Below are 20723 nucleotides of genomic sequence, written 5' to 3'. Positions count from 1 at the left end.
ATGGATCATGCGAATCATCATGGCCGGTGCGTCGGGCCTCATCGGAAGCGATTTGTCGGGCCACCTCCGCTCGGCGGGGCACGACGTCATCCGCCTGGTGCGCCGGGCGCCGGCAGGGGCGGACGAATTCCGGTGGGATCCTGCGGCCGGACAACTTGATCCCGACCATCTTGAGGGCGCGGACGCGGTGATTAACCTGGCCGGGGCAGGAATCGGCGACCGCCCCTGGACCCGGCGCCGCATTGATGAGCTGTTCCGCTCGCGGCTGGATCCGACCCGCACCCTGGCCGTGGCGATGACGAAGCTGGAGCAGCCGCCGCAGGTCTTTATCAGCCAGTCCGGTGCCAACTACTACGGTGATAGCGGCGCTTCCGTGCTTCGAGAGACCTCGCCCAACGGCAGCGGCATCATGGCGCGGATCTGCCTTGAGTGGGAAACCGCCGCGCATGAAGCTCCGGCCGGTGTACGCGTTGTCACTCCCCGGACCGGCGTAGTGCTGAGCAGGTCGGGAGGAGCGTTGGGGCGGCTCCTTCCCCTGCTCCGGCTTGGCGTGGGCGGCCCGCTGGGGAACGGCCGGCAATGCTGGCCCTGGATCACCTTGCCCGATGTGACCTCCGCGTTCAGTTTCCTGCTGGCGGCCCCGCTGGCCGGCCCGGTAAACCTTTGCGCCCCGGAAACGGCTGACGTCAATGCCCTGATTGCCGGGTTGGCCGGTGCATTCCACCGGCCGGCCATGTTCCGGGTACCCGCCCCCGTGCTGCGGCTGGTCATGGGAAAACTGGCTGATGAACTGCTGCTGGGAAGCCAGCGCATGGATCCGGCCCTGCTGGCAGCGGCCGGCTTTGAGTGGCGTCATCCGTCGCTGGCCGGGGCTTCGGCCTGGGTGGCCGGCAAGGACTAACGGCGCTGGCCGTGTGCCTTGCCTGCTGCCAGGTTGGCGGAAGTCAGGCCGCCGGCAGGATCTCCTGTATCCGCCACCGGCCACCGGAGCTGACCAGGACCAGGCGGAGCTGCTGCTCTGATCCGGCAGCTTCCACCGCCACGACCGTCCCGGCCGCATCTGTCTCCTGATAGCCCGAAGTGACTGCGGTGACTGCCACCACGGCCCTGGTACCCGAGCCACCGGGTTCGGCCTCGGTGCGGGTCAGGGTGGTGCCGAAGCCGGCCAGGACATGCCCGGACTCCCTGAGCCGTCCGCTGATTCTGCTGTCGGCATCGGCCGCCGGCGAGTTTCCCGCGTTAACCTCGTCCAGCAGCCCGAGCTTCCCGGAACTCAGGGCCGCAGAGCGCAGCCACGCCAGTCCGCGGGCTGCCTCGTCGGGCTTTTGGGACAGGAGAAGGTCTCTCACATCGGCCGGAACCGTGCTTCCTTCGCCATCCGCAATGAAGCCTGTTTCCAGTCCGGCCGGAACCGATGCTGCGTCCGGGGCAGCTGCCGGCTGCGGAACGGCCAGCAACCAGGCGGTGGCTATCCCGACGGCGACGAGCGCCGCGGCAATGGAGGCCATCCTCCGCCCATTCCGGCCGGCATGCCTGCCCGGGCTGCGTGCAGGCCGCCTGGCCGTGCCGCCGGAAGTGCCCAGGCGCCGCCGCCAGGACCGGAGCTTCGCGGCGCGGCGTGCACTGCGCGACGGCGGGACATTGCGGCGTGTGAGGAGCTGCGGAAGGACCGTGGGGTGGACCGCTCCGGCCAGGTCCACGGGGGCGGCATCGGCGCTGCGGAAGACAGCGGCCGCAAACTCAGCGGCAGTCGGCCGCTCCCGGCGGTCGCTTCTTAGGCCTGCTTCCAGGGCGGCGGCGAGGGCCGCCGGCACGCCGGGCACCAGGAGCGACAGAGGCGGACGGCCGGCTCCGGCCTCCGGCGCCTTCCCGGTCAGGCAGTACCAGCCGATGGCTGCTGCTGAGTAGACGTCCCGCTCGGGCTGAAGCCCGGCCCTAACGGCGTCCACGGGCGCGGAGTCAAGAAAGCCTTCCGTGCCGGCACGCGAAAGGTCCACCGCATCGCCGACCATCCGTGTCACGCCAAGGTCCGCCAGGAGCGGCTTGCCGTGGGCGGAGAAGAGTATGTTGCCCGGCGAAACATCCGAATGCATGAACCCCTTGCCATGCAGGTAGGCCAGGACCTGGGCGATTGGCGTCAGGACCGTGACGGTCTCGCCAACGCTGAGCGCGCCCCGGCAGCTGACCAGTTGCCCGAGCGATCCCCCCGCTGCATAGTCCATGACGATCACGAGGGCACCGTCGGCGGTACCACGCAGCCGCACGACGTCGTGCACCTTCACCAGGTGGTCGTGATCCAGTGCGGAGAGTATCCGGACTTCACGGCGCACGGCGTCCTCCGCGTCCTCGCGTCCGCCTCCGGGGACACCGCCGCCGCTGACACCGCCGCCGTCCGGAGGCTGCGGCGCGCCGGGCGGGTCAAAGCATTTCACAGCGAACTCGCGAAGCGTCAGTTCCTGGCTCACCAGCCACACGGTGGCGCTGCCACCGCGGCCCAGCTCGCGCCCAACCGCGTAGCCCGGCACCACGGGAGCCGGCCGTTCCGCTGGGCGGCGGGCCAGTCCCGGGAAGGCCCCGGCGGCCGGAGCCGTCTGCCCGCCCTGGTGCGCGCCGCCGTCGTTCTCGAATTTGTCCATACCCAAGGAATATCGGAAACGCCGGATTTCCGCAGAAGTTATCCACAGGCGCCGGGCGGCGGCGGGTGGGCAGCCGGTGAGAGGTTAAGCACAGAATCCGGTGGGACGGCGGACGGGGTCTAAGCTGGATGCCATGACTCTTGAGTTTTCCACGCTGGGTCTTGCCCCGGATTTCGTTGATTACATGAAGGGCTGGGACATCCAGCGCGAACTCCACGACAAAGTCGTCGCAGGCCAGGCACCCAGCACAGTTCTGCTCCTAGAGCATGCCGCCGTATATACCGCCGGCAAGCTCACCGAAGACCACGAACGGCCGTTCGACGGGACGCCCGTCGTAGCCGTGGACCGCGGCGGCAAGCTGACTTGGCACGGCCCCGGCCAGCTGGTCGCCTATCCGATCCTCAAGCTGAAGAACCGGTCCGGCATCCGCGACTACGTTGAGCGACTCGAAGCCGTCATGATCGCCGTCATGGCCGACTACGGCATCAACGCCGAGCGGATCAAGGGACGCGCCGGCGTCTGGATCAAGGCCGACAGCAAAGGACCGGACCGCAAGATCGCCGCTATCGGCATCCGCGTCCTGGATGGGGTCACAATGCACGGGATCGCCATCAACTGCAACAATGATCTGGCACCCTATGCCCAGATCATTGCGTGCGGCATAACCGATGCCGGAGTCACCACGATGTCCATCGAAACCGGCAGGAACATCGCCCCCGGGGATATCGCGGACCGGATCGTGGAAGAATTCCGCAAGCACGAAGAAGCACTCGTTTCAAGCCCCGAAGGAGCTCTACTGTGACACTGGCACCAGAAGGCCGGAAGATGCTGCGCATTGAGCAGCGCAATGCGGCCACACCGGTGGAACGTAAGCCGGAGTGGATCAAGGCCAAGGTCCAGATGGGCCCGGAGTTCGTCCAGCTCAAGAACCTCGTCAAGAAGGAAGGCCTCCACACCGTGTGTGAGGAGGCCGGCTGCCCCAACATCTTCGAATGCTGGGAAGACAAGGAAGCCACGTTCCTGATCGGCGGCTCCGAGTGCACCCGGCGCTGCGATTTCTGCCAGATCGACACCGGCAAGCCCTCCCCGGTGGACGTGTTCGAACCCACCAAGGTGGCCCGCTCGGTGCAGGCCATGCAGCTGCGCTACGCCACCGTGACCGGTGTGGCCCGTGACGACCTCGCCGACGAGGGCGTCTGGCTCTACGCCGAAACGGTCCGCAAGATCCACGAGCTGAACCCGGGCACCGGTGTGGAACTGCTGATCCCGGACTTCTCCGGCAAGCCCGAGCACATCGAGGCGATCTGCGACTCCAAGCCCGAGGTCTTCGCGCACAACGTCGAGACCGTGCCGCGGATCTTCAAGCGCATCCGTCCCGCGTTCCGCTACGACCGCTCCCTGGACGTCATCACCCAGGGCCGGAAGCTGGGCATGGTCACCAAGTCCAACCTGATCCTGGGCATGGGCGAGACCCGCGAGGAAATCTCCGACGCGCTCCGGGACCTGCACGAGGCCGGCTGCGACCTGATCACCATCACCCAGTACCTCCGCCCGTCCGAACGGCACCTTCCGGTGGACCGCTGGGTCAAGCCGCAGGAATTCGTGGACCTCGCCACCGAGGCCGAGGAAATCGGCTTCCTCGGCGTCATGTCCGGGCCCTTGGTCCGCTCCTCCTACCGTGCCGGCCGGCTCTGGGCCACCGCGATGCGCAAGAAGGGCTGGGAAATCCCGGCGGAACTCTCGCACATCGAAAGCTCCGGCAGCACCCGCCAGGAGGCCAGCTCCCTCATCGCGGCCCACTCCTAGGACCTTTCGTAACAAACGTGCCTGAGGGCCGGCACCGGAGCACCCCGGCGTCCGGCCCTCAGGCATAAATCACGTAGAATTAAGGCACTATGGCGAATTCCCCTGATTCCAGCAAACCGACTCCGGCAGCCTCCGACGCTCCGAAGCGTGGCCTCTTCTCTCGCAAGCCGAAGGAAGCCAAGGTCAAAAAGCCCAACAGGCTGAAGCAGATCAACGAAGTCTTCCAGATGACGCGCCGCCACGATCCCATGGTGGTCTGGCTCATGCTGCTGTCATTCCTGGGCGTCGTAGCTGTCAGCTTCCTGGTGGGCTACCTGCTGGAAAACTGGATCACGGGCCTGATCATCGGCATTCCGCTTGGTCTCCTTGCCGCCACGCTTATCCTCTCGCGCCGCGCTGAGCGGGCGGCGTTCGCCCAGATCGAGAACCAGCCGGGCGCCTCCGGTGCCGCACTGGGCACTCTGAAGCGGGGCTGGATCACCGAAGACCAGCCCGTCGCGGTCAATCCCCGCACCCAGGACGCCGTTTTCCGCGCCATCGGCCGTCCCGGCGTCGTGCTGGTCAGCGAGGGTCCCACCCACAGGGTCCGGCCGCTCGTCGACGCGGAGCGCAAGCGCCTCGCACGCATCCTGCCCAACGTGACCGTCCACGTGATTGAGAGCGGCCGCGGCGAAGGCCAGGTGCCGCTCAGCCAGATCGCCAAAAAGATGAACAAGCTGGACAAGGAACTCACCAAACTTGAAGTCAGCGCCGTCGCGAAGCGTATTTCCTCGCTGGGAAACCGCCTCCCCATCCCCAAGGGAATCGACCCCTACAAAGCCAGGCCGGACCGCAAAGCGGCCCGCGGCCGCTAGCAGCAACTGAGACGCCCCGGCGCCCGGCCCCCTGGCCGGCCGACCGGGGCGTTTCATTTCTGGAACCTGACCGCACCGACTGGAACCTGACCGCCCCGACGCCCGCCGTCACGACCCAACCCGGAGAAACGTGAAACTTCCCTCGACATCTGCCGTGATCCGCCTCTTCCGTGTGCTCGCCGTAGCCGAAGCGTTCAGCTGGGCGACCCTCCTTACCGGCATGTACTTCAAATGGATTGCCAGGACCTCGGAACTGGGCGTGGAAATCGCCGGGCCCGTGCACGGGGCATTCTTCATTGCCTACGGCGTGGTGGCGCTGACGCTGTGGCGCCTGCAGCGCTGGCCTTTCCCCGTGGCACTCTTTGCCGGTCTCTCGGCGGTGGTTCCGTTCGCCACCATCCTGTTTGAGCGCTGGGCAGGCAAGCGTGGCTTCCTGACACCGGCGGGCAACGCAGTGATTGCCGCGGAGCAGCACGAGGACGTCCGGGTCTGACGGGCCTTTGCTGCCCCGGACCTTGCAGGCTTCCGGCTACATCCGGACCAGGACCGTGTTCATCGCCTTGTCGTGCAGGCCCCGGTGGTCCGGATCGAAAATGACGGCCGGGATGACCAGGCAGAGGAGCAGGGCGCGGACCAGGGCGGCCAACGGACCCGCCGGTGCGCCGCCCAGGCGTACAACGTGGATTCCGGCGATCCTGTGGCCGATGCTGTAGCCAAGGGTACCGATGAGCAGGATCTGTTCGATGGCAAAAACGGCCAGCGTTGCCCACGGGTCGCCGCCGAACGCGAAGTTGCTGATGACGAGGGCAAGGCCCCAGTCGATGCAGATGGCAAGGATCCGGCGGCCCGCACGGGCGATCGAACCGGGGCCCGACTCCGGCAGGCCAAGCCGCTCCCCCGGGTACTTGGAAATGCCGGACGTGTCCGGTCCGCTGAGCCAGGAGCCTATGTCTTTGCGATCAACCACGGATCAAGACTATCGGCTTCACCATACATTCGCTGTTACGTTGCGGGTGGACGGCCGCGGAATTTCCGTTGAAGTTCACACTATGGATGCGGATAGACCACAGTGTGGACACCGTATAGCGTTTACATATCAGGCGGTTCTGTAACCTGCCGGAAACAATGCGGACACGGACGGGAAATCCCGTGTCCCTAGGGTGGTAACAGTTGCTAGCGAGCTGGGAGCGGGGACATTTTTGTGTTTTCGCGCCGTCGGATTGCGCTGGACCACATGGCTTTCCAGCCAGTTATTACTTATGCGTAAGGAGCATAGATGTTCAAGACTGCGGACGAAGTCCTCAAGTTCATCAAGGACGAAGATATTAAATTCGTCGATATCCGCTTCACCGACCTTCCTGGCGTGCAGCAGCACTTCAATGTGCCGGCAAAGAGCGTTGATGCAGACTTCTTCATCAACGGCCAGCTCTTCGACGGTTCGTCCATCCGCGGCTTCCAGGGCATCGCCGAGTCCGACATGCAGCTCATCCCGGATGTCACCACGGCGTTCCTGGACACGTTCCGCATGGAAAAGACCCTTGCGCTGAACTTCTCCATCGTGAACCCCCGCACCGGCGACCCGTACCACCGCGACCCCCGCGGCGTGGCCGAGAAGGCTGAAGCCTACCTCGCGTCCACCGGCATCGCCGACACCGCATTCTTCGCGCCCGAAGCCGAGTTCTTCGTGTTCGACAACGTCCAGTACCAGTCCTCCCCGCAGGGCAGCTTCTACAAGATCGACTCCGAAGAAGCCCACTGGAACACCGGCCGCGAAGAAGAAGGCGGAAACCTCGGCTACAAGACCCCCATCAAGGGCGGCTACTTCCCGGTTTCCCCCACTGACAAGCAGGCCGACCTGCGCGACGCCATGTGTATTGCCCTGGACGAGGCCGGCCTTGAGGTCGAGCGCAGCCACCACGAAGTCGGCTCCGCCGGCCAGGCTGAGATCAACTACAAGTTCACCACGCTGACCCACGCGGCTGATGACCTGCAGAAGTTCAAGTACGTCATCAAGAACACCGCTGACGCCTGGGGCAAGTCGGTCACCTTCATGCCGAAGCCCGTCTTCGGCGACAACGGCTCCGGCATGCACTGCCACCAGTCGCTGTGGAACGGTGGCGAGCCGCTGTTCTACGACGAGAAGGGCTACGCCGGCCTGTCCGACATGGCACGCTGGTACATCGGCGGCCTGCTGAAGCACTCCTCGGCTGTGCTGGCCTTCACCAACCCGACGGTCAACTCCTACCGCCGCCTGGTCAAGGGCTTCGAAGCCCCGGTCAACATGGTTTACTCGCAGGGCAACCGCTCCGCCGGTATCCGCATCCCGATCACGGGCTCCAACCCGAAGGCCAAGCGCATCGAGTTCCGCGCTCCGGACCCCTCCTCCAACCCGTACCTAGCATTCGCTGCCCAGCTGATGGCCGGCATTGACGGCATCCGTAACCGCATCGAACCGCCGGCTCCCATCGACAAGGACCTCTACGAGCTCCCCGCCGAGGAAGCCAAGGACATCCCCAAGGCCCCGGGCACGCTCGAGGAGGCCCTGGACGCACTGGCCGAGGACAACGAGTTCCTCCAGGCCGGCGGCGTGTTCACCCAGGACCTGATCGACACCTGGATCGAGTACAAGTACGAGAACGAGATCAAGCCGCTCTCCCTGCGCCCGAACCCGTACGAGTTCGAGCTCTACTACGGCGTCTAGTCAGACCCATTGGCCTAAACGTGGTTTAGTCTGCTGAAAGTCCGCATGTGCTGCCACGGCAGCACATGCGGACTTTTTTGTGCCCCCGGCGTCCTCAGGCGGAAACCTGCCCGGCGCACATCTGCGCACCATCTCAGCGCTTTCCGTATTTCTTGTGGACAGCCTGCTTGCTCACCCCGAGGCATACCGCAATCGCCTCCCAGGACAGTCCCGCCTGGCGGGCCCGGAGCACGGCTTCGGTCTCCGTGCGCGCGAGCTCCTTGTGGAGCTCCGCCACGGCATACAGGGCCTCCGCCGGCCCTTTGCCGTCCATTGAACTGATCAGTGTTTTCACGGCCGCCTCCCTGCGTCAACCTTAGTTGACGGCGGGTGCCGCCGTCAACGTAAGTTGACTAGCGGGTGAAGCCGCTCAGAAGGCCCGGTACATGGTCCGCTGCGGTCCGGCGTCGCCGCCGAGGTACTGTCCGCGGTCCTCAAATCCCGCTTTGCGGTAGGCGGCCTGCCCGGCCGGATTGCGTTCATTTACCGAAAGAACGACGCCGGCCTCTCCGCCACCCAGCCTGGCCGTCAGTTTCGCGGCTTCCCGGACGGCTGCGGCGGCCGCCAGGGTGCCAAGTCCCTTGCCTTGCCGGTTCCTGTCGATGAGAAAGCCCCGCAGGAGCCACACGGCGTGGTCGTCGCCCCAACCCGCCAGTGACGCCGCACCGCGCTGGAGTGTGAACACGCCGACAGCTTCTCCGCCGGCGTCCACCACATACGGAAAGCGTGAGTCCTCTTCAAGCGCGACGAGCATCATGCGCAGCGGATCACCGGCGAAGTCCCGCTGGCCCTCCCCCAGTTCCAGCTCTGCGACCTCGCCCAGCTTGATGGCCCTGGCGTCGTCGTCGAGGTTCTTCAGGGCGATAAGCCAGACGGATTCAGACATGGTCCGAGCCTACCCAGAACCCACGACGCCGGCCGCCACCTTTGCGGTGACGGCCGGCGTCCAGCCTGTGGTCGGTGGGGCGGCGGTTGGCGGGGAGGGCCGCTAGGGTGCCGAAGCCTCTGCGGGCGGACCGGCCGGGTCCATCCACATGACCTCCCACAGATGACCGTCCGGGTCCTGGAAGCTGTGGTTGTACATAAAACCGTAGTCCTGGACTTCCTGCGACGGGGTGCCGCCAGCAGCCAGGGCCTTCCGGACGGTTTCGTCCACGGCTTCGCGGCTGTCCACGGAGAACGCCATGATGGCTTCGGTGCCGCTGCCGGCGTCCGCGATGCTCTTCGAGGTGAAGGTTTCGAAGAAGTTTTCCACGAGCAGCATCACGAAGGCGTTGTCATTGACGATCATGCACGTGGCGTTCTCATCGGTGAAGTCCGGGTTGAAGGAAAAGCCGAGCGCTGTGAAGAACTCGACCGACTTGTTAAGGTCTTTGACGGGAAGATTCAGATACAGTTGCGTGGCCATGCGCTCAAACTACATCAGGCCCCGTCGTGTGTCAGCCCCTCGGACGTCTGCCGTCGCGGACTCCGGCCTGCTTATTGCCCGTAGAACACCCGCTCGAAGACCGCGCGGGCACGCCGGCTGAGCCTCAGGTAGTCCTCTTCCAGGGCTGCCGCGTTGCCGGGCTCGTAGCCGCACCAGCGGGCCACGGCTTCCAGGTCCCTGCGCGAGGACGGCAGGAGGTCAGAGGCGCGGCCGGTCCAGATCACATTGGCCGACCTGATGCGGCTCGCGAGCCGCCAGGCCTTGGTGAGGAGCTCCGCCTCGTCTGCCTCCAGGAACCCCAGTGAGGCTGCGGCTGCCAAGGCCGGCACAGTGGACGTGGTCCGAAGTTCCGGGTGCTTGCCGGCATGCTGCAGCTGCAGCAGCTGCACTAGCCACTCGACGTCGCTCAGGCCTCCCCGGCCCAGCTTGAGGTGCCGTGCGGGATCCGCGCCGCGGGGCAGCCGCTCGGCTTCAACCCGGGCCTTGATCCGGCGGATTTCACGCACGTCCTTCTCCAACAGTTCCGCGGGATAGCGGATGGGATCGATCAGCTCCACGAAGTCGGCGGCCAGCTCGTCGTCGCCGGCGATGGGCAGTGCGCGCAGCAGCGCCTGGGCTTCCCAGACGAGTGACCACCGGCGGTAGTACTCGGCGTAGGAATCCAGCGATCGCACCATGGCGCCGCTCTTGCCCTCGGGCCGCAGGTCGGTGTCCACCATCAGGACGCGCTCGGCAAGGATGGCGGGCTTCAGCGGCTGGGTCAGCAGGTTGGAAATGTGGCCCACAATCTGGGCGGCCTGGTTCTGTGCTTCCTCCTCGGAAACACCGGGCAGGCCCCGGTGGACGTACATCACATCCGCATCCGAGCCGTAGCCGATTTCCCGGCCGCCCTGCCGGCCCATGGCTACCACCAGGACGCGTGTCTTGAGCGGCCCTGACGCGCCAACGATTCCTTCGGCCACCCGAAGGGCACCCAGGATGGCCGCGCGGTCCGTATCTGCGAGGGCAGCCCCCACCTGGCCCTGATCGAGCAGGCCGGCGCTGTCCGCAATGGCCACCCTGAGGATCTCGCGGCGCCGAATGAGCCGGATCAGCCGCATGGCGCTTTCCGGATTTTCATGCCGGGACATCTTGGAGGTGATTTCCAGCCACTGTGCTTCGAAGCCCAGCGGGGTCAGTTCCTTGTCGGTCCCCAGCAAGGCCACCGATTCCGGGGAGACCTCCAGGAGGTCGGCAATCAGCCGGGAGTTGGAGAGCACATGGCACAGCCGCTCGGCGGCCGCCGTCGAGTCCCGCAGCATCCCCAGGTACCAGTGCGTGGTTCCCAGTGCCTCGCTGACGCGGCGGAAACCCAGCAGCCCGGCGTCGGGATCCACTCCGTCGGCGAGCCAGCCCAGCAGGATGGGCAGCAGCTGGCGCTGCAGCGCCGCACGCCGGCTCACTCCGGCGGTGAGCGCCTCGATATGCCGCATGGCCCCCTGCGGATCCAGGTACCCCAAGGCGGCCAGCCGGCCCTGCGCAGCCTCCGGCGTCAGTCGCGCTTCTTCGCTACTGAGCTTGGCGGCGGTGTTCAGCAGCGGCCGGTAGAAAATGCGCTCGTGCAGTTCTCGGACGGACCGCTTCGTCTTCTGCCAGGCGGCAAGCAGCGCATCGGGGTGCGGCCGTTCACGCGCGAACGGTCCCAGCACGGCTTTCGCGAGGGCACGCAGGGCCTCTTCCCTGACCGGCATGAGGTGGGTGCGCCGCAGCTGGAACAGCTGGATCCTGTGTTCCAGCAGCCGCAGGTACCGGTAGGCGTGGTCGAATTCGGCGGCGTCCGTCCGCCCGATGTAGCCGCCGGCAGAGAGCGCGGCGATCGCCGAGGTGGTGTCCCGGTGGCGGAGGGACTCGTCGGCCTTGCCGTGCACGAGCTGCAGCAGCTGCACGGTGAACTCGACGTCCCGCAAGCCGCCGCGGCCCAGTTTGATCTGGCGCTGTTCCTCATCCGCCGGAATGTTGTCGGTGACCCGCCGGCGCATGGCCTGGACCGATTCCACGAAGCCTTCCCGGTTGGCCGAACCCCAGATCAGCGGCAGGACCGCGGCCTCGTACCGGGCGCCCAGCTCGGCGTCACCGGCGATGGTCCTCGCCTTCAGGAGCGCCTGGAATTCCCAGCTTTCGGCCCACCGCGCGTAGTAGCTCTCGTGGGACGCCAGGGTCCGCACCAGCGGACCTGACTTGCCCTCCGGGCGCAGGTTGGCGTCCACTTCCCAGAGGCCGGGTTCCCGTCCGATGGACATGATGGCCCGCGAGATCCCGGTGGCGAGGGCTGTTCCAATCGTGTTGGCGCGGGCATCATCCAGCCCGTCCGCATCGATCACGTAGATGACGTCGACGTCGGAAATGTAGTTAAGTTCGCGGGCACCGCACTTGCCCATGCCGATGACGGCCAGCCCGACGTCGGCGACTTCCGATGCCGAGAACTGCTCCCCCGCCTCGGCCCGGGAGACGGCCAGCGCCGCCTCAATCGCCGCCCCGGCAAGGTCCGCCAGTTCGGCACCCGCAGCGGGCATGAAGTCCAGAGGATCGGCGGCGCACAGGTCCTTGACCGCAAGGTCCACCACTCCCCGGCGGTACGCGGTCCGCAGAGCCGCATAGGCGTCCGGGCCGGACAGCCCCGCCACCGGCCGACGCACCCTCGGGTCGGCCTGGACAGACCTCAGGAGGCGGGCACGGAGTTCGCCGGCGTCGGCCGGAACCGGTTCCGGGCTCGCCACCACGTCGAAGGCGTCAAGGTGTTCCGGATGGCGGATCAGGAATTCGCCCAGGGCCTCGGAGGCACCCAGGACCCGGTACAGCGGCTCGCTCGTATCGATGTCCGCCGCGGCGAGCTTCCGAAGGTCGGGGTGCTTTTCGATCAGGCGCACCAGTGACTGCAGTGCGGTATCCGGATTGGCGGCAAGGTGGAATCCCGCGAACAGGGCCTGCTGGTCGATTCCTTCCAGTTCCCGGGCAGCCAGGAACCGCTCCCCCTTTTCCAGGTCGCTGAAACCGGCGGAGATCAGGCGACGGGCAAGGCTCACCGCTGCCCCCTACAGGATGCCGAGATTGCGCTGCAGCTCGTAGGGCGTCACCTGGAGACGGTAGTCCTGCCATTCGGCGCGCTTGTTGCGTAGGAAGTACTCGAACACCTGCTCGCCAAGGATCTGCGGCATGAGTTCGGAATCCTCCATGGCCCTGATGGCGTCGTGCAGGCTGGCGGGCAGCGGATCGTGGCCCATGGCGCGGCGCTCGGCCGAGCTGAGCGACCAGATGTCGTCCTCTGCCGCGGCGGGAATCTCGTAGCCTTCTTCGATGCCTTTAAGCCCGGCGCCGAGCAGCACGGCGTAGGCGAGGTAGGGGTTGGCCGCGGAGTCGATGCCTCGGTACTCAATGCGGGCGGACTGGCCCTTGCCCGGCTTGTACAGGGGCACGCGCACCAGCGCGGAGCGGTTGTTGTGGCCCCAGCTCAGGTAACTGGGCGCTTCGCCACCGCCCCAGAGCCGCTTGTAGGAGTTCACGAACTGGTTGGTGACGGCCGTGAACTCGGGAGCGTGCTTGAGGATGCCCGCGATGAACTGCTTGGCCGTCTTGGACAGCTGGAATTCCGCGCCCGCTTCGTAGAAGGCGTTCGTATCACCTTCAAAGAGCGAGAAGTGGGTGTGCATTCCGGAACCCGGGTGGGCCGTGAACGGCTTGGGCATGAAGGTGGCGTATGTGCCCTGTTGCAGGGCCACCTCCTTGATGACGGTGCGGAACGTCATGATGTTGTCCGCGGTCTGCAGTGCGTCGGCGTACCGGAGGTCGATCTCGTTCTGGCCCGGACCGGCCTCGTGGTGGCTGAACTCCACGGAGATGCCCACAGACTCCAGCATGGTGACCGCCGTGCGGCGGAAGTCCTGTGCGACGCCGCCCGGGACGTGGTCGAAGTAGCCGCCCTCGTCAACCGGGATGGGCGAACCGTCCGGGCCCGGCTCCTGCGACTTGAGCAGGTAGAACTCGATTTCGGGATGCGTGTAGCAGGTGAAGCCCATGTCCGCGGCCTTGGCGAGCGTCCGCTTGAGGACGTTGCGGGGGTCGGCCGCGGAGGGCTCGCCGTCGGGCGTCAGAATGTCGCAGTACATCCGCGATGTCTGCTCGGTTTCGCCACGCCACGGAAGGATCTGGAACGTGGAAGGGTCCGGCTGGGCCAGCATGTCGGACTCGAACACACGGGCCAGGCCCTCGATCGCGGATCCGTCGAAGCCGAGTCCCTCTTCGAAGGCGCCCTCAACTTCGGCGGGCGCGAGCGCCACAGACTTGAGTGAACCCACGACGTCCGTGAACCACAGCCGCACGAACCGCACGTCACGCTCTTCGATCGTCCGCAGGACAAACTCTTGCTGGCGGTCCATTATGGCCTCTTCTCCGGATCAACGTTCTTGTTGCCCCGGGTCCGTATTCCTTAGAGCCGGCGGCAGCTCACGATTCACTTTACTAAGCATTCCCGCGGAATGCTGGAGCCGGACGTCCACGTAACACAGCGTTAACACGAATGACCGCCGGCTGCGCCGGCCAGCAGCGCTCCGGGCGGCCGCGCAGGCACCGTATTGTGACGCGATTCACCGGTCCGGGCCAGCCTTCCGGTAGCTAGGACGCACGGTATCGCATTACGCTCTAGCCATGGCCACAAGCAACAGTTCCGATTCCAGCATGTCCGCTGAAGTACCTGCTCCCTACGGCGACGGCCCCGCCGGGACGGTGGTAACGCCGTCGGAACCCGCCAAAAAGCCCGTGGCCCGAATCAGGACGCACCACCTGCAGCAGGCCAAAACAAACGGCGAGCACTTCGCCATGCTCACGGCGTACGAACAGTACACAGCGGAAATTTTCGACCAAGCCGGTATCGAGGTCCTCCTGGTGGGCGACTCGGCCTCGAACAACGTCTTCGGCAACGAGACCAGCCTGCCCGTCACCGTGGACGAACTGCTTCCGCTGTGCCGTGCCGTGGCGAGGTCCGCCAAGCGCGCCCTGGTGGTCGCAGACCTTCCCTTCGGCAGTTACGAGGTGTCGGCCGAGCAGGCAGTCGCCACCGGCGTCCGCTTCCTTAAGGAAGGACTCGCACACGCCGTGAAGATTGAGGGCGGCAAGTTCTATGCAGACACCGTCCGGGCCATGGTCCAGGCCGGCATCCCCGTGATGGCACACATCGGCTTCACTCCGCAGAGCGAGCATTCCCTGGGCGGGTACCGGGTCCAGGGCCGCGGCGACGATGCCCAGCGACTCATCGACGATGCCGTCGCGTTGGCCGACGCCGGCGCGTTCTCCGTGCTCATGGAAATGGTCCCGGCCGCCACGGCAGCAGCGGTCGACGCCGCCGTCGCTGTTCCTACTGTGGGCATCGGTGCCGGCAACGCCACCACGGGACAGGTTCTGGTCTGGCAGGACATGGCCGGCCTCCGCGGCGGCAAGATGGCCAAGTTCGTCAAGCAGTACGCCGACCTGCGCACCTCCCTCAGCGAGGCCGCGAAAGCGTACGGTGACGAAGTGCGCACTGGCCAGTTCCCCGGACCCGAGCACTCGTTCTAGCAGGTTAGTCGTCGTCGCCCTTTTCCCAGGATTCGTTGCGGGCCTTGACCTTCTCCAGCGCGTGCTCGGCTTCCTCGCGCGTCTTGTACGGTCCGATCAGTTGGGTCCAGTCAGACATGGCGTCTTCTTCCACCTCGTGGGTGTTGACGTTGTACCAGTACTCGGTCATCGCTGCTCCTCGCATCGTGCAGGCTCCTGCCCGGCATAAGTGATCCCCGTAACGTTGGCACGCATCGGGTCCCCGATCCGGGACTCCGTTACATGGGCTTCTGTGCCGCCTTATATGATCAATCTATGCCTTCTCTTGCCTCGACTGCACCCACCGGCACCCTGGTCCCCGGAATAGTCAGCCCGCAGCTGCCTGTGCCGGCATCAATTCCCCGCCCCGAGTACGTGGGGAAGCCCGGTCCGGAGAAATTTACGGGTTCAGAGGTGAAGACAGCTGAGACCATCGAGAAGATCCGGGTCGCCAGCCGCATCGCGGCCCAGGCCATCGTGGAGGTCGGCAAGCACATCCGCCCCGGCGTCACGACGGACCAGCTGGACAAGATCGGCCACGAGTTCCTGCTGGACCACCAGGCTTATCCCTCCACGCTGGGCTACCGGGGGTTCCCCAAATCGCTGTGTTCCTCGCTGAACGAAGTGATCTGCCACGGAATACCTGACAGCACCGTGGTCCAGGACGGGGACATCCTGAACATCGACATCACCGCCTTCATCGGCGGCGTCCACGGCGACACCAACTTCACCTTCCTGGTGGGCGACGTAGACGAGGAATCCCGCCTCCTTGTGGAGCGCACGCAGGAATCCCTGAACCGGGCCATCAAAGCAGTGGCTCCCGGGCGCGAAATCAACGTCATCGGACGCGCCATCCAGTCCTACGCCAAGCGTTTCGGTTACGGTGTTGTCCGGGATTTCACGGGCCACGGCGTCGGCGAGGCGTTCCACACGGGCCTGATCATCCCGCATTACGACGCCGCTCCCGCCTACAGCACCGTGATCGAACCCGGCATGGTTTTCACCATCGAACCGATGCTCACGCTGGGTACGGTCGAGTGGGACATGTGGGCCGACGACTGGACCGTAGTGACGCGGGACCGCAAGCGCACGGCCCAGTTCGAGCACACCCTGCTCGTCACCGAATCCGGCGCCGAGCTCCTCACGCTTCCCTGATTTTCCGGCCGGCCCCGCCGGCTTCTATATCCGCTCCGCCCATTGCCAGACACCAGCCACGAACGGAATCACATTGGCCAAGAAGGACGACAAGTCAACCAAGAACGCCCCGCTGATCGGCATCGATATCGGCGGCACCGGAATCAAGGGCGGCATCGTCGACCTCAAGAAGGGCAAGCTCGTAGGCGACCGCTTCCGCGTCCCCACCCCGCAGCCGGCCACCCCGGAGTCCGTCGCCGAAACGGTGGCCGCGGTGGTCGAGGAGCTCAACGCACGGCCTGATGCCCCTTCCCCCGACTCCCCCGTCGGAGTGACGTTCCCGGGCATCATCCAGCACGGCGTGGTTCACTCCGCCGCCAACGTCGACAAGTCCTGGCTCAACACGGACATCGACGCCCTGCTCACGAAGCGCCTGGGCCGCCCGGTCGAGGTCATCAACGACGCCGACGCCGCCGGCCTCGCCGAAGCCCGCTACGGCGCGGGCGAGGGTGTCTCGGGCACCGTCCTGGTGATCACGCTGGGGACAGGCATCGGCTCGGCCTTCATCTTCAACGGCAAGCTGGTTCCCAACGCCGAACTCGGACACCTAGAGATCGACGGTTTTGACGCCGAAAGCAAGGCCTCAGCAGTGGCCCGGGAGCGGGACGGCCTGAGCTGGACCGAATACAGCGTGTTGCTGCAGCGGTACTTCTCACACGTCGAGTTCCTCTTCTCCCCCGAACTGTTCATTGTCGGCGGCGGCATTTCCAAGCGCGCCGACGAGTACCTGCCGCACATGAAGCTGCGCACGCGGATCGTCCCGGCCGAGCTCAAGAACGATGCGGGGATTGTGGGCGCCGCCATTGAGGTCGCACTGACGCACAAACTGGCCAAGTAGGCGGTTGTTCCGGTTCCTTGACTGCCATGGACGCACGTGTTGCCATCGTCACCGGGGCCAGCCGGGGAATCGGAGCCGCCATCGCCGTGCGTGCGGCGAAGGCCGGGTATTCGGTGCTGGTCAACTACTCCTCGGACGCAGCTGGTGCGGCGTCCGTGGTAGAGGAAATCCGTGGTTGCGGCGGGGATGCGCTGGCCCACCAGGCAGATGTCAGCGATCCCGCCGCCGTCGGACCGATGTTTGACCAGGCCGCAACCTTGGGCCCCGTCACCGCCGTCGTTAATAACGCCGGAATCACCGGCAACCTGATCGGGGATCTAGTGGACGTGCCGCCGGCCACCGTCCGCCGCGTCATGGACGTCAACGTCTCCGGCCTCATCTACGTCTGCCAGGAAGCCGTTCGCAGGCTCAGCACCCGCACGGGCGGACCCGGCGGTTCCATCGTGAACATCTCGTCCACGGCCACAAAGGCCGGATCCCCGGGCACTTGGGCCCATTACGCCGCATCCAAGGGAGCCGTCGACGTACTGACCGTTGGGCTCGCTTCGGAGGTCGCGTCACAGGGAATACGCGTCAATGGCGTTGCTCCCGGAAGCACCAACACCGGCCTGCATGCGGCGGCTGGCATGCCGGACCGGGTGGAACGGCTGAATCCGACCATCCCCATGGGCCGTGGCGCCGAACCCGACGAAGTGGCGGCTGCGGTGATGTGGCTATTGTCAGGCGAAGCCGGCTACGTCACCGGGGCCGTGCTGCCTGTTGCCGGTGGCCGCTGAGGGCGGGTTCTCCCCGATTGGTGCCGGTGGTGGCTTCGGCTTCCCCTCCGCTGCCACCACCGGAGTCTAGAGTGGGCTCGTCTCGGACTTCTGGCCCTTGGCAGCCTTGGCTTCCACTTCCGCCTCATGGCGAAGAATCGAAATGGCGGTCTCAAAGTCCTCCAGGGACTCGAAGGCCTGGTAGACGCTCGCAAAACGAAGGTACGCAACCTCATCGAGCTTCTGAAGCGGGCTGAGGATGGCCAGGCCAACCTCGTGGGCGTCGATTTCCGCAGCCCCAGAAGCGCGGATTGTTTCCTCGACCTCCTGCGCCAGCATCGCAAGGTCGTCTTCGGTCACGGGCCGGCCCTGGCAGGCTTTCCGCACGCCGTTGATCACCTTGCTCCGGCTAAACGGCTCGCCCACGCCGGAGCGCTTGATCACTGTGAGGCTGGTGGTTTCCACGGTGGTGAAGCGGCGTCCGCATTCGGGACACTGCCGGCGGCGGCGGATGGCGGAACCGTCGTCGGCCATCCGGCTGTCCACCACGCGGGAATCAGGGTTGCGGCAAAACGGGCAATACACGTTGCTTCCTTCCCCTGGCGGAATTCAGTTGTCGAACTTCAATTGGCCGGAAGGTGTTCTTCCAACCTCAGTTTACGACTACATGTAGCTGAATAACAAGCCTGTAATTACTACATGTAGTGGTTAGCCGCCAGCTGCGAAGCGCGCCGTGACAGCCTCGCCGTGGGCCGGCAGGTCTTCCGCCCCGGAGAGGCTGACGATGTGCCCGCTGACCTTTTCGAGAGCCGACCTGCTGTAGTTGACCACCTGGATGGCGCGAAGGAACGTGGTCACGTTCAGGCCCGAGGAGAACGCGGCCGTGCCGCTGGTGGGCAGGACGTGGTTTGAGCCGGCGCAGTAATCCCCCAGGCTCACGGGGCTGTAGTCCCCCACGAAGATCGCTCCGGCGTTGCGGATGCGGGCCGCGACCGCCGGGGCGTCCGCCGTCATGATCTCGAGGTGTTCAGCGGCATAGGCATCGCAGGCCGCGATCCCCTGCTCGAGGTCCTCCACCAGCACCACGCCGGACTGCGGACCGGACAATGCTTCCCGCACCCGCTCCGAGTGCTTCGTGGCCTCAGCCTGTACCTCCAGCTCCGCGCGGACTGCCTCGGCGAGGGTTTCGGAGTCTGTGATGAGGACTGACGCCGCCTTCGGATCGTGTTCCGCCTGGCTGATAAGGTCGGCCGCAACCAGCAACGCACGGGCCCCGCTGTCCGCAAGGATGGCGATTTCGGTGGTGCCTGCCTCGGAATCGATGCCGACCACACCCTTGACGAGCCGCTTGGCCGTCGCCACGAAAATGTTGCCCGGACCGGTCACCACGTCCACCGGATCAAGGGCAGCCTCCTGATGCTCCGCTGGAACACCGTAGGCGAAGGCAGCGATGGCCTGGGCTCCTCCGATGGCGTACACCTCGTCGATGCCCAGCAGCGCCGCTGCGGCCAGGATGGTGGGGTGCGGGAGCCCTCCGAAGTCCTTCTGGGGAGGCGAGGCCAGGGCAATGGACGCTACGCCGGCAGCCAGCGCGGGGACAACGTTCATGATGACTGATGACGGGTAGACCGCCAGGCCGCCGGGAACATAGAGGCCGACGCGGCCCACGGGCACCCAGTTCTGGCTGACAACGGCGCCTTCGCCGAGTTCGACGTCGATGTTTGCCGGCCGCTGGCTGTCAGCGAACCTGCGCGCGCGGCTGATGGATTCCTCCAGGGCAGCCCGCACTGCGGGGTCCAGGTTCTCCAGCGCAGAACGGAGCGCCGCGGCCGGAACCCGGGGGTGTTCCTGTTCGACGCCGTCGAACGCTTTCGCGAATTCGCTGAGGGCGGCGAAGCCGCGGGAGCGGACCGCCGTGATGATGGCCGCGACCTTCTCTTCAGCGTCCGCCATGGTCTGGTGCCTGGCACGCGGAACAGCTGCGCGTAGCCCGGCCAGGGAAAGTCGCTGGCCGCGCAAATCAATGGTGCGGAAGCTGATGGCCGGGGAGGTGGTCTGTACGGGGCTGTCCGGAGAAATGCTCACCTGCCCATTTTACGGGTAAGACGGACCGGGGGAGGTCTGCCGACGCCTACTGTGCGGGCGGATTCCGGAGCAGGCTGACCAGGCTGGTCACGAAGACGGATATTGCCACGGCTGCCGGCCAGATGGCCAGCACGGCGAAGGAACGAAGGGAAAAGGCGATGCTGGCGTTCGGTGCGGTGTCCTCCGGTGCGCCCCACCACTGCCCTGCCAGCACTCCCGCCTGCCAGGCAATCAAGGCTCCCAGTGCGCCGGCGGCCACGGCGAGGACTACGGTGACGGGGGCCGGAGAACCGCTTCGCTTTCCGTTGAGGAGGAACCCGGTGAGGCAGCCGGCCAGCAGGAAGAGCCCTGCCAGGACCAGGTCCCTTGGCAGCCAGCCTTCAGCATTGGTGCCCCGGGCCAGGGCGGGATCGCCGGTCAGCAGGTTCAGGCCGCCGGGCGCCAGCAACCACCACACCAGACCCACCGGGATTCCCGTCGCGGCAATGACCGCAAACCGTTGCCACCCCGCCCGGTCCCGGACGCCAGGCACGGAACTGCGGGCGCGGACGGCCATGGTGCCCCGGCCGGCGCCATCAGAATCCCCTTCAGGGCGGTAAAGTTCAGCATAGGCGGGTGTGCCGCCGGCATCCCCCGAATGCTTCGGATTCTGCGGAACCGGGCGGTCGGATGCTGGCTGTGTCATGAAACAAACCTTAACAAACGTTCACCGCCGTTAAACAAATGACGTTGCGGGTAAACAAGTCACGAGCACGGCCGGGCGGGAATACGCTGGCATGCGG

Annotated in this window: 21 protein-coding genes; 10 read left to right on the top strand and 11 right to left on the bottom strand. The window is 65.9% G+C overall.

Annotated features, from left to right (window positions below):
- Positions 1-7: 7 nt before the first annotated feature.
- On the top strand, positions 8-901 hold the full coding sequence (locus FCN77_RS08995) for a TIGR01777 family oxidoreductase (protein ID WP_137322000.1): 894 nt from the start codon (positions 8-10) through the stop codon (positions 899-901).
- Between the two features lie 43 nt (positions 902-944).
- On the opposite strand, the gene FCN77_RS08990 is transcribed toward FCN77_RS08995, so the two are convergent.
- Positions 945-2636, bottom strand: a complete 1692-nt coding sequence (locus tag FCN77_RS08990; RefSeq protein ID WP_137321999.1) for a serine/threonine-protein kinase — start codon at positions 2634-2636, stop codon at positions 945-947.
- A 133-nt stretch (positions 2637-2769) separates the two neighbouring features.
- Here FCN77_RS08990 and lipB point away from each other — a divergent pair, with 133 nt between their 5' ends.
- The 4 genes from lipB (at position 2770) to FCN77_RS08970 (ending at position 5789) form a co-directional block, all read left to right on the top strand.
- Positions 2770-3438 carry a lipoyl(octanoyl) transferase LipB gene (gene lipB, locus FCN77_RS08985; RefSeq protein ID WP_137321998.1) on the top strand — a complete coding sequence of 223 codons (669 nt, stop codon included), beginning with the start codon at positions 2770-2772 and terminating at the stop codon, positions 3436-3438.
- Positions 3435-4442, top strand: a complete 1008-nt coding sequence (lipA, locus tag FCN77_RS08980; protein WP_137321997.1) for a lipoyl synthase — start codon at positions 3435-3437, stop codon at positions 4440-4442. The genes lipB and lipA overlap by 4 nt, the downstream gene beginning before the upstream one ends.
- An 89-nt stretch (positions 4443-4531) precedes the next feature.
- The gene (locus FCN77_RS08975) at positions 4532-5296 is read left to right on the top strand and encodes a DUF4191 domain-containing protein (RefSeq protein WP_137321996.1); all 765 of its coding nucleotides are present in this window, start codon (positions 4532-4534) and stop codon (positions 5294-5296) included.
- A gap of 154 nt (positions 5297-5450) precedes the next feature.
- A complete protein-coding gene (locus tag FCN77_RS08970) occupies positions 5451-5789 on the top strand; it encodes a DUF3817 domain-containing protein (protein WP_254678909.1) in 339 nt (112 codons plus the stop codon).
- A 36-nt stretch (positions 5790-5825) separates the two neighbouring features.
- Here the strand turns inward: FCN77_RS08970 and FCN77_RS08965 are convergent, their stop codons facing one another.
- Positions 5826-6263, bottom strand: a complete 438-nt coding sequence (locus tag FCN77_RS08965) for an RDD family protein (protein WP_137321994.1) — start codon at positions 6261-6263, stop codon at positions 5826-5828.
- A gap of 309 nt (positions 6264-6572) precedes the next feature.
- Between FCN77_RS08965 and glnA (FCN77_RS08960) the strand changes: the two genes are divergently transcribed.
- A complete protein-coding gene (gene glnA, locus FCN77_RS08960; RefSeq protein WP_137321993.1) occupies positions 6573-7997 on the top strand; it encodes a type I glutamate--ammonia ligase in 1425 nt (474 codons plus the stop codon).
- 133 nt (positions 7998-8130) lie between these two features.
- On the opposite strand, the gene FCN77_RS08955 is transcribed toward glnA (FCN77_RS08960), so the two are convergent.
- From FCN77_RS08955 to glnA (FCN77_RS08935), 5 genes are all read right to left on the bottom strand, one after another.
- Positions 8131-8310: an AsnC family protein gene (locus tag FCN77_RS08955; RefSeq protein WP_137324706.1), complete on the bottom strand. Its 180-nt coding sequence runs from the start codon at positions 8308-8310 to the stop codon at positions 8131-8133.
- A 96-nt stretch (positions 8311-8406) separates the two neighbouring features.
- The gene (locus FCN77_RS08950; RefSeq protein ID WP_137321992.1) at positions 8407-8922 is read right to left on the bottom strand and encodes a GNAT family N-acetyltransferase; all 516 of its coding nucleotides are present in this window, start codon (positions 8920-8922) and stop codon (positions 8407-8409) included.
- A gap of 102 nt (positions 8923-9024) precedes the next feature.
- A complete protein-coding gene (locus FCN77_RS08945; protein WP_137321991.1) occupies positions 9025-9444 on the bottom strand; it encodes a VOC family protein in 420 nt (139 codons plus the stop codon).
- A 71-nt stretch (positions 9445-9515) separates the two neighbouring features.
- Positions 9516-12527, bottom strand: a complete 3012-nt coding sequence (locus tag FCN77_RS08940) for a bifunctional [glutamine synthetase] adenylyltransferase/[glutamine synthetase]-adenylyl-L-tyrosine phosphorylase (RefSeq protein ID WP_137321990.1) — start codon at positions 12525-12527, stop codon at positions 9516-9518.
- Between the two features lie 9 nt (positions 12528-12536).
- Positions 12537-13877 (bottom strand): type I glutamate--ammonia ligase, encoded by a 1341-nt coding sequence (glnA, locus tag FCN77_RS08935; RefSeq protein WP_104175506.1) that lies wholly within the window; start codon positions 13875-13877, stop codon positions 12537-12539.
- A gap of 268 nt (positions 13878-14145) precedes the next feature.
- On the opposite strand from glnA (FCN77_RS08935), the gene panB reads away from it, so the two are divergent.
- On the top strand, positions 14146-15051 hold the full coding sequence (panB, locus tag FCN77_RS08930; RefSeq protein WP_137321989.1) for a 3-methyl-2-oxobutanoate hydroxymethyltransferase: 906 nt from the start codon (positions 14146-14148) through the stop codon (positions 15049-15051).
- A gap of 4 nt (positions 15052-15055) precedes the next feature.
- Here the strand turns inward: panB and FCN77_RS08925 are convergent, their stop codons facing one another.
- Entirely contained in the window at positions 15056-15220 is a 165-nt protein-coding gene (locus tag FCN77_RS08925) for an SPOR domain-containing protein (RefSeq protein ID WP_137321988.1), read from the bottom strand.
- Positions 15221-15345: 125 nt separating this feature from the next.
- Here FCN77_RS08925 and map point away from each other — a divergent pair, with 125 nt between their 5' ends.
- The 3 genes from map (at position 15346) to FCN77_RS08910 (ending at position 17877) form a co-directional block, all read left to right on the top strand.
- Complete coding sequence (gene map, locus FCN77_RS08920) at positions 15346-16224, top strand: type I methionyl aminopeptidase (RefSeq protein WP_137321987.1); 879 nt, start codon at positions 15346-15348, stop codon at positions 16222-16224.
- A 73-nt stretch (positions 16225-16297) separates the two neighbouring features.
- On the top strand, positions 16298-17101 hold the full coding sequence (ppgK, locus tag FCN77_RS08915) for a polyphosphate--glucose phosphotransferase (protein ID WP_137321986.1): 804 nt from the start codon (positions 16298-16300) through the stop codon (positions 17099-17101).
- 26 nt (positions 17102-17127) lie between these two features.
- The gene (locus FCN77_RS08910; protein WP_137321985.1) at positions 17128-17877 is read left to right on the top strand and encodes an SDR family oxidoreductase; all 750 of its coding nucleotides are present in this window, start codon (positions 17128-17130) and stop codon (positions 17875-17877) included.
- 66 nt (positions 17878-17943) lie between these two features.
- On the opposite strand, the gene nrdR is transcribed toward FCN77_RS08910, so the two are convergent.
- The 3 genes from nrdR to FCN77_RS08895 all read right to left on the bottom strand — a co-directional run bounded on the left by nrdR (position 17944) and on the right by FCN77_RS08895 (position 20626).
- Positions 17944-18441: a transcriptional regulator NrdR gene (gene nrdR / locus FCN77_RS08905; protein ID WP_137321984.1), complete on the bottom strand. Its 498-nt coding sequence runs from the start codon at positions 18439-18441 to the stop codon at positions 17944-17946.
- Between the two features lie 123 nt (positions 18442-18564).
- Complete coding sequence (gene hisD, locus FCN77_RS08900) at positions 18565-19941, bottom strand: histidinol dehydrogenase (RefSeq protein ID WP_137321983.1); 1377 nt, start codon at positions 19939-19941, stop codon at positions 18565-18567.
- A 46-nt stretch (positions 19942-19987) separates the two neighbouring features.
- On the bottom strand, positions 19988-20626 hold the full coding sequence (locus FCN77_RS08895) for a hypothetical protein (RefSeq protein ID WP_137321982.1): 639 nt from the start codon (positions 20624-20626) through the stop codon (positions 19988-19990).
- Positions 20627-20723: the final 97 nt, after the last annotated feature.

The organism is Arthrobacter sp. 24S4-2 (genome assembly GCF_005280255.1).
GTDB lineage: Bacteria > Actinomycetota > Actinomycetes > Actinomycetales > Micrococcaceae > Arthrobacter.
This window is presented reverse-complemented; position numbering and strand designations above follow the sequence as displayed.